Origin of the sequence: Microbacterium sp. AR7-10, assembly GCF_001878835.1 — a bacterium.
Lineage (GTDB): Bacteria > Actinomycetota > Actinomycetes > Actinomycetales > Microbacteriaceae > Microbacterium > Microbacterium commune.
Window position 1 is genome coordinate 63694 of record NZ_MJIR01000030.1, and the last position, 13056, is coordinate 76749.

21 protein-coding genes are annotated in these 13056 nt (G+C 66.0%); 14 read left to right on the forward strand and 7 right to left on the reverse strand.

What is annotated here, in order from left to right; all coding sequences use genetic code 11:
* From BFN01_RS02025 to BFN01_RS02035, 3 genes are all read left to right on the forward strand, one after another.
* The gene (locus BFN01_RS02025) at positions 1–789 is read left to right on the forward strand and encodes a hypothetical protein (RefSeq protein ID WP_071641005.1); all 789 of its coding nucleotides are present in this window, start codon (positions 1–3) and stop codon (positions 787–789) included.
* An 8-nt stretch (positions 790–797) separates the two neighbouring features.
* Positions 798–1886: a hypothetical protein gene (locus BFN01_RS02030; RefSeq protein WP_071641007.1), complete on the forward strand. Its 1089-nt coding sequence runs from the start codon at positions 798–800 to the stop codon at positions 1884–1886.
* A gap of 101 nt (positions 1887–1987) precedes the next feature.
* Positions 1988–2581, forward strand: coding sequence for a hypothetical protein (locus BFN01_RS02035; RefSeq protein ID WP_143187131.1), 594 nt, complete (start codon positions 1988–1990; stop codon positions 2579–2581).
* On the opposite strand, the gene BFN01_RS15345 is transcribed toward BFN01_RS02035, so the two are convergent.
* Genes BFN01_RS15345 through BFN01_RS02045 form a run of 3 tightly spaced genes read right to left on the reverse strand, consistent with a single transcriptional unit; the run spans position 2571 to position 3967 of the window.
* Positions 2571–3026 carry a hypothetical protein gene (locus tag BFN01_RS15345; RefSeq protein ID WP_071641011.1) on the reverse strand — a complete coding sequence of 152 codons (456 nt, stop codon included), beginning with the start codon at positions 3024–3026 and terminating at the stop codon, positions 2571–2573. The genes BFN01_RS02035 and BFN01_RS15345 overlap by 11 nt on opposite strands.
* Positions 3023–3196: a hypothetical protein gene (locus BFN01_RS15350; protein WP_177243782.1), complete on the reverse strand. Its 174-nt coding sequence runs from the start codon at positions 3194–3196 to the stop codon at positions 3023–3025. Before BFN01_RS15350 ends, BFN01_RS15345 begins: the two co-directional genes overlap by 4 nt.
* Before the next feature lie 60 nt (positions 3197–3256).
* The gene (locus tag BFN01_RS02045) at positions 3257–3967 is read right to left on the reverse strand and encodes a hypothetical protein (RefSeq protein ID WP_071641013.1); all 711 of its coding nucleotides are present in this window, start codon (positions 3965–3967) and stop codon (positions 3257–3259) included.
* 28 nt (positions 3968–3995) lie between these two features.
* On the opposite strand from BFN01_RS02045, the gene BFN01_RS02050 reads away from it, so the two are divergent.
* The 8 genes from BFN01_RS02050 to BFN01_RS02085 all read left to right on the forward strand — a co-directional run bounded on the left by BFN01_RS02050 (position 3996) and on the right by BFN01_RS02085 (position 8695).
* On the forward strand, positions 3996–4175 hold the full coding sequence (locus BFN01_RS02050) for a hypothetical protein (protein ID WP_071641020.1): 180 nt from the start codon (positions 3996–3998) through the stop codon (positions 4173–4175).
* 67 nt (positions 4176–4242) lie between these two features.
* The gene (locus BFN01_RS02055) at positions 4243–4665 is read left to right on the forward strand and encodes a hypothetical protein (protein WP_071641022.1); all 423 of its coding nucleotides are present in this window, start codon (positions 4243–4245) and stop codon (positions 4663–4665) included.
* Between the two features lies 1 nt (position 4666).
* Positions 4667–5725: a hypothetical protein gene (locus BFN01_RS02060; protein WP_071641024.1), complete on the forward strand. Its 1059-nt coding sequence runs from the start codon at positions 4667–4669 to the stop codon at positions 5723–5725.
* Positions 5726–5732: 7 nt separating this feature from the next.
* Complete coding sequence (locus tag BFN01_RS02065) at positions 5733–6761, forward strand: alginate lyase family protein (protein ID WP_256221000.1); 1029 nt, start codon at positions 5733–5735, stop codon at positions 6759–6761.
* Between the two features lie 59 nt (positions 6762–6820).
* Positions 6821–7567, forward strand: coding sequence for a hypothetical protein (locus BFN01_RS02070; protein ID WP_071641028.1), 747 nt, complete (start codon positions 6821–6823; stop codon positions 7565–7567).
* Positions 7567–8022 carry a hypothetical protein gene (locus tag BFN01_RS02075; protein ID WP_071641030.1) on the forward strand — a complete coding sequence of 152 codons (456 nt, stop codon included), beginning with the start codon at positions 7567–7569 and terminating at the stop codon, positions 8020–8022. Before BFN01_RS02070 ends, BFN01_RS02075 begins: the two co-directional genes overlap by 1 nt.
* On the forward strand, positions 8019–8390 hold the full coding sequence (locus tag BFN01_RS02080; RefSeq protein ID WP_071641032.1) for a hypothetical protein: 372 nt from the start codon (positions 8019–8021) through the stop codon (positions 8388–8390). Before BFN01_RS02075 ends, BFN01_RS02080 begins: the two co-directional genes overlap by 4 nt.
* A complete protein-coding gene (locus tag BFN01_RS02085; protein WP_071641034.1) occupies positions 8387–8695 on the forward strand; it encodes a hypothetical protein in 309 nt (102 codons plus the stop codon). Before BFN01_RS02080 ends, BFN01_RS02085 begins: the two co-directional genes overlap by 4 nt.
* 65 nt (positions 8696–8760) lie before the next feature.
* Here the strand turns inward: BFN01_RS02085 and BFN01_RS02090 are convergent, their stop codons facing one another.
* A complete protein-coding gene (locus BFN01_RS02090) occupies positions 8761–9450 on the reverse strand; it encodes a hypothetical protein (RefSeq protein ID WP_071641036.1) in 690 nt (229 codons plus the stop codon).
* Positions 9451–9629: 179 nt separating this feature from the next.
* Positions 9630–9947 carry a hypothetical protein gene (locus BFN01_RS02095; protein WP_071641038.1) on the reverse strand — a complete coding sequence of 106 codons (318 nt, stop codon included), beginning with the start codon at positions 9945–9947 and terminating at the stop codon, positions 9630–9632.
* Positions 9948–10073: 126 nt separating this feature from the next.
* Between BFN01_RS02095 and BFN01_RS02100 the strand changes: the two genes are divergently transcribed.
* Entirely contained in the window at positions 10074–10376 is a 303-nt protein-coding gene (locus BFN01_RS02100) for a hypothetical protein (RefSeq protein WP_071641040.1), read from the forward strand.
* Here the strand turns inward: BFN01_RS02100 and BFN01_RS15355 are convergent.
* Positions 10373–10537, reverse strand: coding sequence for a hypothetical protein (locus BFN01_RS15355; protein ID WP_177243783.1), 165 nt, complete (start codon positions 10535–10537; stop codon positions 10373–10375). The two genes, BFN01_RS02100 and BFN01_RS15355, sit on opposite strands and share 4 nt — an antisense overlap.
* Before the next feature lie 241 nt (positions 10538–10778).
* On the opposite strand from BFN01_RS15355, the gene BFN01_RS02105 reads away from it, so the two are divergent.
* The gene (locus BFN01_RS02105) at positions 10779–11312 is read left to right on the forward strand and encodes a hypothetical protein (protein ID WP_071641042.1); all 534 of its coding nucleotides are present in this window, start codon (positions 10779–10781) and stop codon (positions 11310–11312) included.
* Between the two features lie 256 nt (positions 11313–11568).
* Here the strand turns inward: BFN01_RS02105 and BFN01_RS02110 are convergent, their stop codons facing one another.
* Positions 11569–11868 carry a hypothetical protein gene (locus BFN01_RS02110; protein WP_071641044.1) on the reverse strand — a complete coding sequence of 100 codons (300 nt, stop codon included), beginning with the start codon at positions 11866–11868 and terminating at the stop codon, positions 11569–11571.
* 197 nt (positions 11869–12065) lie between these two features.
* On the opposite strand from BFN01_RS02110, the gene BFN01_RS02115 reads away from it, so the two are divergent.
* Positions 12066–12875: an inositol monophosphatase family protein gene (locus BFN01_RS02115; RefSeq protein ID WP_071641046.1), complete on the forward strand. Its 810-nt coding sequence runs from the start codon at positions 12066–12068 to the stop codon at positions 12873–12875.
* Positions 12876–13056: the final 181 nt, after the last annotated feature.

The following is a 13056-nucleotide window of genomic DNA, read 5'->3' on the forward strand; positions in this document are numbered from 1 at the left end:
ATGACGCTGCTTCAGGTGCGCTCCGGGGGACTGCGGATCAAGCAGTCCCCCGAGGGCAAAACTCGCATCAAGGGGCTCTACGTCGCCCGTGACGGCTTCGACGGGTGGGACGACGGTGCGACCATGCGGTCGGACACCGTCTCCCGCCCGCAAGCGCACGGCGACTTCGACATGCCCGGCTTCCTGTCCGGGCGTCTCGTCGCGATGGAAGGGTGGGCGATCGCCCATACCCGAACGGAGCTCGAGAACCTCCGCGACCAGTTCATCGGGCATGGCGCAGACGGTGGCAAGTTCGATGTGTCGATCGAGCGCAACGACCGCACGCTGCGGGCAGAGGCTCGCATCGCCGCCGGCACGCGCCCGTCGTTCAAGGACGACGGCACAGGGAAGCGGGCACGCTGGTCCGTCTCCTGGTGGCGCCCCGATCCTCGGAAGTACCAGACCAACAAGTCGCCCGATGGGTCTCCGTTCGGGCCGGCATCGTCGCTACAGGTGTTCCAGCGCGGGAACTTCCCCGCTCTGCCGGTGTTCACCATCACGGGTGCATCGGCTGGCGGATACACGATCAACGGTCCCGCTGGTCGTCGCATCGTCGTCACACGGCCTCTGGTCGCCGGTGCCCCTCACCGGTTCGAGATGAGCACCGGGCGGCTGTACGTCGGCGGGACCCGGGTGCTCGGCGGCGTCGCACGCGCGGACCTGTTCACGATCCCGCCCGGGCTGCCGGTGACGTCGATCAGCATCACGGCAGGTCAGCTGCTCGTCGACGTCGACGACACATTCGTGTAGGAGGTCGCATGTCGAACGGGCCATGGTCGACCGTCATCTGGGACGCCCAGTCCGGCGACCGCCTCGAGACCGTCGAGGCATCCTCGGGCGCCTGGCAGCGCGGCGGCGTGACCGACCAGACTCACACCTTCCCCAATCCGGGCCTGTCCAAAGCGGACGTGCACGATCTGTTCGGGAAGGACCGCCCGCGAGACCGTGTGCTGGCGCACTGCTGGAACGGGACACCCGTCTACCACGGGCTCATTCTCGATTCGGACTACCATCCCGCGAAGGGGATGCTCGACGTGATCCACTGCGATCTACGCGAGCTCGCCTCCGCACGGTGGCTGTTCGGCATCGGTGCATCGACGCAGACGTTCCAGTGGACGGGCAAGTCGTGGCGAGGCATCGCCTCCCGGATCGCGAAGATCATCTTCACGGACCCGATCAGCCCCGCGTGGCCGCTGCCCGTCACGATCCCCGCCGACGAGGCCGGCTCGCAGTCGTTCAAGACGGACGGGTACGAGTTCCGATCTGGTGAGTCGCTGCTCTCGGAGATCGAGGAGATGCCGGGAGGTCCCGACCTGGACTTTCACCCGCGCATCACCGGCGACAAGTTCGGGTGGGATCTGAGGATCGGCACCCCGCACCTGAGCGGGCCGACGTTCGAGCTGAACCTGCAGGCCGCCAAGTCGCCGCTCACCGAGGTCGGTGTGAAGACGATCGGTCGGGACAAGATCACCGGCGTTCACGGCATCGGTGACGGGTCCGAGTGGGACATGGTGCGTGGCGGTGCCGCAGCGCCCGTCTCGGCCGGTCTCGCACGCGATACGAAGCTGACCGTGAAGAATGCCTCCCTCACCGACCTGAACAGGCGGGCTGAGGGGTTCCTCGCCACCCGGGTGACGACATCGCAGCAGTGGTCGTTCAACGTCAAGACGAACGCCGTCGACGAAGGCGGAATCGACCCCGCGCAGCTGCGCATCGGTTCGATCATCCGCATCGAGTCCCGCGGCGACTGGTGGATCGACGACGGCTGGACCGAGCACCGCGTGCTCGCCTTCTCCGGGACGCTCGATGACCCGCACACGATCACCCTGACAGTGGAGACGATCTGATGGTTTCTCGCTCACGCCCAGACCAGCCCGAGCGTGCGCTCTGGCGGCTGCTGGAACGCATGGACCGACTCGAGACGATGGTCTACGGACGGTCCTCGTCGGTGACGAACGGCCGCACCCGGTTCGCCGGCAACGAATCGATCCTCGTCGAGGGGTCGGGGAAGGTCGAGGGCTGGTGGATCGTCACCGGCACGCAGCGCGTCACAGGGCGCCTTGAGGGGTCGGGCGTCTTCGACTGGACTGGCCCGATGAACCTGCGCGGCGCGCAGACGGTGACAGGGGATGTCACCTACACCGGGAAGCTGACGGTCAACGGGCCGTGGAAGCTGGTCGGTGCGGGTGAGATCACCGGGAACGTGAAGCTTACGGGCGATTTCGAGCTGCTCCCCGGTGGGCGCATCAAGGTCGACGGGATGATCATCGACCCGAGCGGTGGCGGCTCCGTCACCTTCCCGGGGGGTGCGGAGGTTTCCGCTGATCCCGGTGGTGGCATCCGCATGATCCAGGGCGCGAACCGCGTCTATGTCGGCAGTGGGCTGGTGTCCCTGCAGTACGGCACCCGGTCGTACTCAATCAGCGCGAGCGGTCACCGCATGGGCGGACTGAACGTGCGCGAATCTGCTCTAGCGAACGGCGCTCCCGCGGGAACTGTCTGGGCAGACGAATCGGGCGGCGTCTACCGGATCATTCCGTAGGCGGGCACATCGTAAGGCGCGCGGACGTGATGATCGCGCCGCTGTCCATGAAGTAGCCGGCGTCGCTCTTCGTCTCTCCGTCGATCAACGACATCTCGGCGCTGGACTCACCGCCCTCGATCCGTTCGCACGCCTCGTGTGCGGCGTCCAGAAGTTGAGCGTCGGTGGCATCGGGGATCTGAGTGCGGATCTTCGCCAGACGGGAGCGGGCCTCGATGAGGAACGCGTCTTCGGCGTTCTCTGCTGCCGTCGGCGGAGCCGAAGTCTCTGCGACGAGCGGCGCTGCGCTCTCCGTGGCGTCCGGCGTCGGCGTGGTTGTTGCGGTGGCCGCGATGACCGCCGGCCCTTCCGCGGCCTGGCCGTTCGTGCTGAGCGCGTACGCGGCACCTCCGCCGATGACCAGCACGGCGGCGGTTGCGATAGCGGCGATGCCGGATTTCTTCACGACTGGTTCTCCTTGAGCGTGGCGTGCAGCTTGACGACTCCCTGACGGGTCATGTGCAGGGCGTCCGCGATCGCCGCCCACGTGGCGTCTTCCTGGCGGGCCTGCTCGATGAGCTGCGGGCGGTTCTGCCAGGCGTCTCCGAGCTGTCGGAGTTCATCGAGTGCGGACATGCACCGATGGTAACTGAGTTTACACACTGGCGGCAAGTCAGAGATCGCACCCGCTGACTACTAGCGAGCGACGTGTACCCCATCCTTCACGTTCCCGACGAGCCGCCAACCGGAACCAGCCTTCGGCGCGGGCGTCCGCTCCACTGATGTGGCCCGAGATAGCTTTGCGGCCTGCTTGCGGGCATGTTCGGCGGGCCGTATCCGCCGCGGGGCGCTCCTGACCCGTTCGTTCTCAAAACGTTGCCACCACCGTCCCGCTGAGTCCCTGAAGACCATCCGCACCTGTAGGGGAGGGTGCATCGGATACCAGTGATCGGGGATCACGACTCTGATCGTCGCTGTCTCGTGCGGCTGAATTCGGTCGATCTCTCCATGTGCATCCCGCAGGAATGATCGCGCCCCTAGCGCGGCGAACTCCAGACTTACGGGCCCCATGACCTCGTCGCTGTTGTTCACAACGGTGAGTTTCAGCCGAGCCACCCGCACTCCGGGCACTAGACCTTCTGGCATCGGCTGCGAGAGGTCAACGGGGACGCCGATCAGGACCATCGGCTGGGCCAGCCCAAGGGATGTACCGGCCTCCACCACGTCTATCTGAAGCTGCGACATCGAAACCTGCCTGGCCTGAGCTTCTCGCGAAAGCCAAACGCTACCTGCGTATGCAACAGCCGCCACCACAAATGCGAGCACCGTGCCGATAGCCGCGACCCAGTCGGGAACGGTGCCCCATTCGATGGTCAGCGCTTCGGCGAAAGGGGGGAGCTGATGCATCCCCGAATCCTACATAGGAGGTTTCCACATGCGATTCTTCGCAGCTGTTCTCACTGCCGCAGTCTTGCTCGCTGCCTGTGCTCTTGTCGGACTTTTCTGGCTTCCGATGCCGGCGGCGATCGGCGTGGCTTTTACCTACTGCGCGCTCGCGTTGCTCTGCGGCATCGCGGTTGTGGTCTGGATATTCGTCACCGGCGGTCCGCGATGAACCGTTGTCTCACCTCCCCTCTTCGGATGGCCCCGCTCAGGGCCTCTTCTCTGTCTTGGAGGTCCGCATGGCGGTCTACGCGTACACGGGCAAGCTGACGGACTTCGGTGAGGCACCGTTCCCGGACGCGATCCCGAAGCTGACGGTCGTGCCGCTGCGTGACGCGTTCTCCCCGTCCGGTCCCGCAGCCGCGAAACCGATTGTCGTCCCGGTCGCATCCACAGGTGCGTTCTCCGTCGACCTCATCGCGTCGATCGATCTCATCCCGCCGACCGCGTACTCGCTGCGCTGCGAGTGGCTGAACGCCGGGAACGATCCAGTCGGGTGGGCGCAGTGGGACTTCACTGCCCAGCCGGGCGGCGGGCCGATCTCCACCATGCCGGGATCGACGCTCACCCGCGTTTGGTACGCGACAACCGCACCTCCGGTGAACAGGCCGGGCATCTATTGGATTCACCCAACCACGGGTGACGTAAGAGTTTGGAGCTGAGATGGCTTGGGAACTGGTTGACAACATCCGTGGCCCGAAGGGCGAGAAGGGCGACGTCGGCACGATCGGGTCGGTGTCTGTCGCCACTCTTCCGGCGGGCACACCCGCGTCGGTGGTGATGACGGGGCAGACGAACAAGCACGTGCACTTCGCCGTCCCGCAGGGCGAGAAGGGCGAGCAGGGCCTGCCGGGCACACTCTCGTCGGCCTCCGCGGAATCCGTCGCGGCAGGCGACAACGCCGAAGTGATCATGTCGGGCACGACCGAGGTGAAGCACGCACACTTCAAGGTGCCGCGGGGCCTGCCCGGCGTGAACGCGATCGAGAACGACGCTGCCGTCGCGGCGTACGTCGGCGCGGTGGACTCGGACACCCGGTCGGCGCTGAACGAGGCATACCCGACGCGGCTCGTCTGGGACGGGTCCGCCTACCCAACGCGCGTGCCCAACGCGGTCAACATCTTCTTCGGCCCCGTCGACCCGGGTCTGCTGATGCAGCCCGGTGACTACTGGGCCAACCCCGCGGTCACGACGCTCGCCGAGGTCATCGCGGCGATGCAGAACCCGAACTCGGGTCTTCGCGCAGCGACAGCCGCAGCGATGTCCCCGACCGCGGTCGATGTGGCTATGACCCCGCGCGACGGTGACACGGTGCTGCTGAAGAACGTCGGCATGGCCGGTGTCGAGCTGTACGGCCGCGAGCTCACCGCCGACGCGCTGCTCGGCCTGACCGGCACCGTTCAGGTGCCGTCTGGGTGGAACACCGCACGGGTGCGAATCTCCTACTACGTCCCTGCGGGCGCGGGTGCGGGTGATGTGCGCGTCTCGCGCGCAGCTGCAACCCTGTCGGACGGTTCCGCGCCTACCGCGGTAACAGAGGTCAGCAACACGATCGTCGCGCCCGCCGCTGGCCAGTTCGCGAGCGCTCTCATCACTGGCGACATCACCCTGACGGGCAAATCTCGGGTGTCGGTGACGGTGAAGCGCAACGGCAACGTCGCAGCGGACACCCTGCCCGCGCCGATCTTCCTCGTCGGTGTGCAGCTCGAGAGGATGTCCTGACGTGTTCATGACCGCTGAGCGGGCGCGGCAGGTGTCGCAGCCCGAGAAGTTCGGCACGTCGATGCCGCTGTTCAACGAGGGCCGGCTCTCGACGCTGCAGCAGATGATCGCCGACGGGCTGCCTATGCGTATGGCGCAGAAGTGGTCAGGTATTCTCGCTGTCGACAACACGTACAACCCGGTCGGGCCGCTCGATCCGTGGGACTTCCCGCCATACTACGACAACCCCGCCGCGAGCGATGCGCTGCTGGCCGTGTTCCGGGCGGATGCCGAGAAGGCTGTAGATCTCGGCATCCGCTGGCGGATGCTCGGCAACCCTGCGGATGCGGAAGCGGTAGCGCGGATCATCACCCCGTGGGCGAATATCGGCACGATCTCGACCGCAGGCGATAGCCGCCTGAACTGGTCGAACAAGTTCCCCCTGTTCATCCAGGCCGCGCAACTGATCAGCGACTCAGCCGCATACACTCCGTCGCTGAAGACCGCGATGGAGAACATCGTCTCCCGTGGCCTGTCGTACAGTTCCGCGTTCGTGCAGACCGAGAACCGGGCCATGTGGGGGTGCATGTACAACGTCGCCGCGGCCGCGTTCTTGAACGACCGGCCGACGATGACGAAAGCGATCGCCAGGTGGCGTGAGGTGTTCGACAGTGACGTGAAGGACAACATCCCGTTCCGGGAGATCCTGCGCGGCGACAACGGCCTCTACTACAGCAATTTCCTGCTGAACGCGATGGTTCAGACGGCGGAGATCGCACGGTTCAACGGCGAGTGGCTGTACGACTTCCGCACCTCCGACGGCTCGACGTTCAAGGGTCTGTGGGAGCGTGTCGCACGGTGGACAGCCGTGCCCGCGGAGTACCCGTACTGGGCTGGGTCGAGCACCGTCCGCATCCAAGCGCACGTCGACCCGCTGCACGCCCTCTGGCCGAACGCCGACAGTCAGAAGCTGATCGACACGTACACGACCACGCAGGACTACTTCGGGTACCGGCACGGCATCCTCGCCTACCGCGATCGTCCTCTCTATGGCTGATCGCTCGCAACTCCAAGCCCTCGCCACGGCGGGGGTTTCGTTATGAGAAGGGGGGCGGCGTGGCTTTCACGTATGCGAATGGCAGATACCCGCTGTCGGCGTTCATCCACCGTGGGGACAACATCTACCTCACCCCGAGCCTGAACGCCCGGTGGGACGAGGCCGTGCGCCTCGCCCTGGCGAAGTACGGTGTCCGGCTGTACATCACCGGGGATGTGGATGGGCTCGGCGGGTGGAACGGGTACCGCCCCTACCCTGCGCAGGTGCGGTACAAGAACCACTACGGCCGGTTCGCTGCCGCCCCTGGCTGGTCATCTCACGGTGGCCGGTACGGGGGCCGGGAAGTGTTCGCGATCGACGTCGCCAACTGGCAGCAGCTCGGACGCGACGACGTCCAGGCGTGGGGCAGGTTCGTGGCGATCATGCGTCTCGTCGGCCTCACCACGGATTTCGTGTCGCCCCGTGAGCTCTGGCATGTGGGCGACTTCAACGACCCGTGGGTGGTGCCGACGTTCACCCCACCCGCAACACCCGCTGGCGGGGCATCCGAGCCCGCCGCCCCCACACCGAAGGAGATCATCATGGCAACCGAGGTCATCGTCACCGAGAAGGACAACAACGGCAAGGCACTGTCAGACCGTGACCGTCGGGTCGCGTTCGTCAACACCGAATCCGGCTTCAGCTGCGACTTCTCGTGGCTGACGCTCGCCGACGCCGACAAGTGGGCGAAGCAGGTCGGCATGCCGGCGGGCGCGCTGCGCTTCACGAACGCCGGGTTCGACAAGTTCATCGGCCGCCTGAGCTGATGTTCGCCGCGCTGTGGCGCGCGTCGATCTGGCACCCGGACGCGATACCGCCCGATGAGTGGAAGTTCCGCAACCTGAAACGGGTCGCCCTGCCGGTCTACGATCTCGTCGCAATCGGCGGCGGAATCTGGGCCGCATGCTTCGGGTCGCCGGTGCTGCGTGCCCTGTTCGAGCAGCACGTGATCGACATGGCCGGGATCGCCCTGGCCGTGTCCGCGCTGGTCTGCCTGCTCGGAGTGATCTTCCCTCGCCTGTGGCGGTGGGAGATCGCCGGGAAGGTCACCCTCGTCGCGCTGCTCGCCGCCTACGCCGCCGCCGTGGCACTGTTCCGCACCAACCCCGACCCATCAGCCGGGTTCGCCGCGTTCGTCCTCGTCCTGGCGTTGCCCCTACCGATCTTCCGACTGTCCCTTTTGGGGGAGGAGATCAAGGACCGCCGGGAGGAAGAGGTATGAGCCCCACGGAAATCGTCGCCATCATCACCACGATCGGTGTGCTCGGCGCGGCCGCCACCACTTTCCTCGCCACCCGAGGAAAGACGAAGACGGACGCGAAGACCGCCCTCGACGCGCGGATCGATGCTCGCGTGGCCGAGCAGCTCGAGGGTGCATGGGCGGAGATCGGGACGCTGAAGAGCGCGGTCGCCGAGCTCACGGAGAAGGACCGGCTGAAGTCGTCGGCGTTCGCGCGCATCCTCCGAGCGATCGCCCGCCAGTGGCCGACCGACACGGGCCCTGATCTGGACCCGTCCGACATCGCCCTCATCGAAGACACCATCCCCCCGCACTGGGTGCGCCGCGCCCGGAAGGAATCATCCTCATGAACATCGAACTGCCCACCATCCCCGCCGGCGTGCTCGTGCTGCTGGCACTGCTCGCCCCGTACGTGCAGGCGCTCATCCAGCGGCCGTCCTGGTCGCCGACGCTCAAGAAGGTCGCTGCGGTGGTCGTCGCGGTCGTGCTCACTGCGATCGTTCTCGCGTTCTACTATGTCTACACCGGCGACACCGTCCCCGCTTGGCCCGTGCTCGTGCTGCTCGCGATCGTCGTCGCCCAGGCCTCCTACGCCATGGTGACGAAGAGCACCGCGACTGCGATCGAGCAGCGCACGTCCCCGCAGAGCTACTGACCACGTGCTGCAGCTGAAACGCCCCTCATGCTCCCCGTTGTGGAGGGTGGGGGGCGTTTTCGCGATCAGGTCGACCGATACCGCGACAAGTCATGGGTGAAACCATCCGGGTCGGTGGAGATACACATGACTGAGAGCGAGACGGGCCCCTGCTCAGGCGGGATCGTGGCGGCAACCTCGGTGGCCAGCGCTCTGAGCGCCTCAACAGTGACGGCACCGACCGCCCGGAGGGTACTAAGCCAAGCCCAACCTGTCGCAGGTATCGCGGTCACCATCCCCGCCATCAAGGTCTCGAACTCCGTCGTCGGAGGGAAGCGGTGCACACCTCCTTCGACATGAGCGAAGTACTTCACCAGGTCAAGTACCGCAACCGGCTCGCGAGCGACCTCTCCCACTGTCGCCCGGAAGAAGGCAGCCAGGGGCCGCGCGGGAGCAGACGGGTCGGAGAAGGCGTCACCAGACGCCGCGTACAAGGGCACCATCCAAGTATCGAAATCCGCCCTGTCCATCGCTTGCATCATCTCTGCTTCTCTGAAGCGGAATTCGATCTTGCGGTGTCGAGAGGCGTTCACTGTATGCAGCAGAGGTTGCTTGTCGACGAGCAAGCGCCTGAGAAGTGCGGAGATGCCGAGAAGTTCGTACCTCGATGACGGGAGACCCAGCGAGCATCGTCGTTCCAGGTCGCGGAACGACTCGACGAATACCCAGTCGCTGATATCGCGGGGGAGGATGACCTCAGACGGGTGAGCGGACATGCATGTTAACCTGGCGGTGATTCTTCTCCCGCGCAACTGCGCAGGAACCAAAGGTGCGGGTTCAAGTCCCGCAAGCGCCCCACCACGGGGCGTGAGAGCGCGAGTGGCAGCGCACCCGGAAGCCCCGACCGACCGTCGGGGCTTCCGGCCGTCTAAGAGCATAAGCCAGGAAACAAATCTCACTCAGCGAGCTGGACGGCGTTACCCCACACCCAACACCGGTACGTCTGCCCATCGGCTTTGAACTCGATGCCGGCAGCGATCGGGGTGGAGCGGACGATCTTCGCGTCGACTCGGATCGCTTCGGGCCCGAACCGCACCCAGGCTTTCACGCGCCGTTGGGCGTTCCACGGGTAGATGGTGAGGGGCTGGCCACGCACCTCGAGCTCACGTTCGGTGAGCGACTGTAACGGACCGTGCTTCGCCGCGGCGAGGATCGACTGCTCCTGCGACCGTCTGTCGGCTGATGCTTCGCGCAACGCTGAGGGTCGTCCCATGGCCGGTGCATTCCTTCCTCCGGCCGAGAGCTTAGATTCTACGTCCGACGCCCGGTGCGCTTGAACTCTCGACTCCGGGCGGAACCAAGTTGGGGCGCGATCATCTCTTCGGTTACGTTGGGCGGCATGGGGGTACTCAAGTACGGCGAATCAGATGAACCGCTGCGTGTCGATGACCGCACGCTCGCGCACCTGCAGGCTGTGATCACGACGAAGCTCCGTCGTCACGAGAGCTTCACCTTGTCATGGCAGCACCCGGAATCGGGCGACGAGGAGACGATCTGGCTGCATCCCTCGATTCCCCTCCGCTTCGTCTTCGAGGGAACGGCGCCTAGGGACTTCAACGCCGCATGGCTGGACCGGTTGATGCGCTCAGCGAACAGCACCGGCGGAATCAAGCTCGTCGAGGAAGCAGACCCCGAGGGCTAGCCGCCGTGCAGGCTCGGGCCGTCGAACTCGGGTGGCATGTCCACCTCGTCGAGCAGCTGCAGGTGACCGCAGTGCGGGCAGACGAACGCATGCGGCTCGGTGCGCATCACCACGGAGCACTCGGGGCAGGTCGGCTGCGCGCCGACGTCGAGGTCGTCCATGCCGACAGCGTATGTCGGTGGTCACCTCGACGATAGGGCCATGCACCATCTCGACGAGATTGCCCTTGTAGAAGACGCCGTTGGCCGGATCCGGGCGAAGTGGATCTGCGCGTGCAGGAGAACGGGCTCTGGCCGAACCATGCAGGCGGCGAAGGCGGGCTGGCGGCGCCACGCGAGGATTGCGGACGCGCGCGAGATGGGGTGAAGGCAGACCGCATGTCGCGGCCGGTAGGCTCCGGTCATGCCATCGAACACTCCTGAGAAGAAGCCCTGGTACAAGAAGGTCTGGATCTGGGCGATCGTCGTAGCCGTGATCGTTATCGGCGGGATCTCGAACCTCGTCAACGGCAACCGTGACGAGCCCGACGCAGCACCGTCCACGCCGCCCGCGGCTGCCGCCACCGCGACACCCGACCCCAGCGCGACGCCGATCGAGGAGCCAACGCCCGCTGGGCCGAGCGACGTCGAGCGCGCGGCGATGGTCGAGGCTGCGTTGAAGGATGCGTTCGGCGGCGAAGAGCCGGCCGCGGTCTACGCGTCCGATCCGTCGCTCTGGTACGGGTATGTGAACGGGGTGCGCGTCGAGAACAGCAACGCGTTCGTCACGCTGCAGGTCGCTGCCGACGACCCGAACCGGAAGCCTCTCGGTGAGCGTGCTGCGCAGGCGCTGTCGACGCTGTTGCCGAAGGCTTCTGTCGAGGGGATCAGCTTCCTCATCGTCGAGGATGCGTCGGGTGTTGTGATTGATCAGAAGCAGCCGCGCCCGATCACCTGAATCCGTCGTTTACTCGTCGAATTGATGACATCCCTCGACGTACCGGGGCATACCGCTCCCGCGTGATTCCGCGGGCGGTACGCCAGAGTATGCCCCGGTATGGCTCACTGGATACCAGTGGGTTCAGGGTTCAAGTCCCTGGGGGTGCACGGACAGCCCCGGTAGATCTCGCCATCTATCGGGGCTCTCTTCATGTCAGGGCCATGAGGAACAGCGGTCGCGTGGAGCGATCCCGAGCCCGACGGCACCGCGCCGGTCAGAGGTCGAACAAGCCGATCGTCCCGACGTCGACATCCACCTCGACGTCCACGTCGGCGTACGGCTGCTCTTCCGGCACCGCCCACGGCGGCACCACCGCGATCGTCACACGCCGATCCGCAGACATGAGCACACGCAGGTCGGTGCCGTTCGCAGCGGTGATCTGCACGAAGCGGTGGTGATCGACGGCCTCCTGAACGACGTGCTGCAGCTCATCCATGTCCTCTGTCGCGGAGAGCACGACCGTCGCACCGTCTATGGAGATCGTCTTTCGAGCATCAAGTGCAGAGTCGGCCATGCCCACACGTTAGCCCTCGGCGCGAGATCCACCGATGGGGTTGCGAGGCGGCACCGGGAGAGAGAGCATGGATGCCCTCGGCGCTCGGATCCCGGCTGTCAGGGGAGCCGCGCGGGACGGACGGAACGGATCGTTTCGTGTCTGGACCGATATCCTGCAGGCCGGTTCGAGCGAGGGACGCGGCTTATCCTGGATACGTGACCGACACCCGCGATGACGCCGACCTCACTGCCGATCTCGCGCTCGCGCTGCGGCTGGCCGACGCCGCCGACGCCCAGTCGCTCCCCCGCTTCGACGCGGCCGATCTGCAGATCTCGCGCAAGGCAGACCGCTCGCACGTGACCGACGCCGACTTCGCCACAGAGCGCGCGGTCCGCGAGCTGCTGGCCGCTGAACGCCCCGGCGACGGCATCTTCGGCGAGGAGTACGGTGCGCAGGGCGACTCCCGGCGTCAGTGGATCATCGACCCGATCGACGGCACCGCGAACTTCCTGCGCGGCGTGCCGCTGTGGGGCACGATGATCGCCCTCGCATTCGACGGTGTGCCGCGCGTCGGGGTGGTCAGCATGCCCGCGCTGTCACGCCGCTGGTGGGCCGCAGACGGCCTCGGCGCGTGGACGAACACTGCCGACGCCCCCCGCCGCCTGTCGGTGTCAGACGTCGACTCGCTCGGCGACGCGAGCATCAGCTTCCAGAGCATCGCCCAGTGGGCCGACGCCGGACGGCTCCCCGAGCTCCACGCCGTCGCCGATCGCGTCTGGCGCGACCGCGCATACGGTGACGTGTACAGCTACATGCTGCTCGCCGAGGGCCGCATCGACATGGTCGCCGAGTTCGACGTCAAGGAGTACGACATCGCCGCGGCCGTGGCGATCGTTCGAGAAGCGGGCGGCCGCATGACCGCCTTCGACGGAACCGAGACCCTGTCGGCGCTGTCCACGCTCGCCACGAACGACATCCTGCACGACCGTTTCCTGTCCCTGTTCCGCGACGCGCGACTCCCCTGAGCGCGCCACTGCCCCTGTCTCTTATACACATCTCCGAGCCCACGAGACGCGTAGCAAACTTGTATGCCGTCTTCTGCTTGTAAAAAAAACACTCTGCGCTATCACGTGCCTGATATCTAGCATAATCCTCTCGTTTATAAGCTGTCTCTTATACACATCTCCGAGCCCACGAGCCCGAAGC